The organism is Streptomyces sp. NPDC006743 (assembly GCF_040703815.1).
Lineage (GTDB): Bacteria > Actinomycetota > Actinomycetes > Streptomycetales > Streptomycetaceae > Streptomyces.
On the sequence record NZ_JBEYJA010000149.1, the window covers coordinates 1 to 2,191 of the forward strand.

Below are 2,191 nucleotides of genomic sequence, written 5' to 3' on the forward strand. Positions count from 1 at the left end.
CCATCCGCATATCTCACACACCATGGGATACAGGCATCACTCCGGGTCCCTCACAGACTTCATGAAGGTTCACCCCGACGAGCCGAAATCAGTATAGGCAGCCGCGCCGTTCCGGTCGGCACCCGCTTGGCAACCTTCAGCCGATGCTGAAACACCTGGCGGGTCCTCACCGCTACGGAGGGTGCCGGCTTCCGATGGACCGACCCGACACGCACGGACATACCCGTGGATGTCCTGGTGGCCGAAGGCGTCCGATTCGAGGGCGAGGCCGCCGTTCGGGAAGCTCGCCTGCCGCTGAGAGCACTCCGGGCCTACTCGACTGCTGACCGCTTCCTTCGAACATGGCCCCGGAGTGGATCTGGAGGAAAGCCAGCCCCTCTGGCCAGCACTCGGATCGGTGCAGGGAGAATGGAGGCCAGCGGCGGTATTCACGGGGTGACAACGGCATGGACTCTTTCGAGTTGGGGCGGTTGACGGACCATGACTTCGAGGTGGTCTGCCGTGACCTGTTCAGCGATGTCCTCGGTATCCCTCTGGAGATCTTTCCCCGCGGCCGGGACCGAGGCATCGACCTGCGGCACACCGGCCCCTCGGGGACGACCGTTGTACAGTGCAAGCACTGGCCGCGCGCGACCCAGGCGACGCTGATCAGGCGTCTGATCAAGGATGAACTGCCCAAGGTCCGCGCGCTGGCACCCGACCGTTACATCGTCGCCACGACGGTCGGTCTGACCGTCGACGGCAAAGAAGAGCTCTGCGGTGCCTTCGCCCCGTACGTGCGCGACACCGGCGACCTGTACGGCGTGGATGAGATCGTCGCCGAGCTGCTGCGTCGTCCGGAACTGGTCCGTCGGCACTTCCGGCTCTGGCTGAGCAGCACCTCCGTCCTTCAGACCGTGCTGAACCAGGACCGGTACCTGCGCTCGTCGTGGCTTCAGAAGCGGCTACCGGGCATCGCCGACACCTTCGTCCCGCACGAGGGCTTCGAGCGAGCTAAGCAGCTTCTGGACACCCAGCAGGTCTGTGTCATCGCTGGCATCCCCGGGGTGGGCAAGACGACGGTGGCGCTGATGCTCGCGGCCTGGCTGATGGGCAACAACTACGAGGTCCACGAGATCTCCCAGGACGTCGACGAGATCGGCGCCCTTTGGCGCGACGGCACGCGGCAAGTGTTCCTGTACGACGACTTCCTGGGAAGTACGACCCTTGATACGCCGTTCAACAAGAACGAGGACAATCGCCTGCTGTCAGTGATCCGGGAGATCCAGGAGACGCCCGGCAAGGCGCTGGTGATGACGACCCGCGACTACCTGCTGGAGCACGCCCGTCTTCGGCACGACCGGCTGGCGGAGCCGGACGTGTCGGACGCGGTCAGTGTGGTCCGACTGACCGACCTGGATCTGCAGGTACGGGGCCAGATCCTCTATAACCACGTCCACCACTCTTCTCTGCCGCCGAATGACAAGCGCCGGTTCGCCGATCCCGCGGTCTGGCGCCCGGTGGTCCAGCACAGGAACTTCAATCCTCGTCTGGTCGAGGAGACCCTTCGGTTGTCCGCGCGCCGGGGTCAGGACGTCGGCGCAGCGATGCTGGAGAACCTGGACGATCCGCGCCGCGTCTGGGAGCGCATCGTGGAGAACGAGCTGTCGGACGCGGCCGTGCACATGCTGGAGGTGCTGTTCACCTTCAGGTCCGCACCGTTGGAGGACCTTGAGGAGTCCTGGCACTGGTACCGCGAGGAGATGGACCAAGCGGCGGACGGCCGGACGTTCCGCAGGGCACTGCAACTGCTGGGCGGCACGATGATCACTATCGAACAGGGACGGGTCGCGTTCCACAACCCATCGATCGAGGACTACCTTCGCTTTCACCTCAACGCCGGCCGAGCCCATTTCCTGGAGCTGATCAGGGCCACCGTCCAGGGAGAACAGTTGCGCCGACTGGTCGCGGCGGCGCGCATGGCCGACGGCGCAGGGATACTGGCCAGATTCAGGGAGCACGAGCTGGCCGTGACCGCTGCAGCCCATCAGATGGAAGACGACCTGGAGATGGGGCTGTTTGATGAGGACGAGAGCCTGTCAACCCATCTGGAGTGGGCCCTAGTACTGCAACGGTGCTTGTTCTGAGTGCTGGGCAGCTCAGGGGCTGTGGCCGCGTCGTTTGTAGTGGCTGGTGCGGGCCTGGTGTTGTC

At 64.7% G+C, this 2,191-nt stretch carries 1 protein-coding gene; it reads left to right on the top strand.

Annotated features, from left to right (window positions below; translation table 11 throughout):
- Window positions 1-446 precede the first annotated feature (446 nt).
- Window positions 447-2,126, top strand: a complete 1,680-nt coding sequence (locus tag ABZ719_RS37565) for a restriction endonuclease (RefSeq protein WP_366729657.1) — start codon at window positions 447-449, stop codon at window positions 2,124-2,126.
- The last annotated feature ends 65 nt before the right edge of the window (window positions 2,127-2,191 follow it).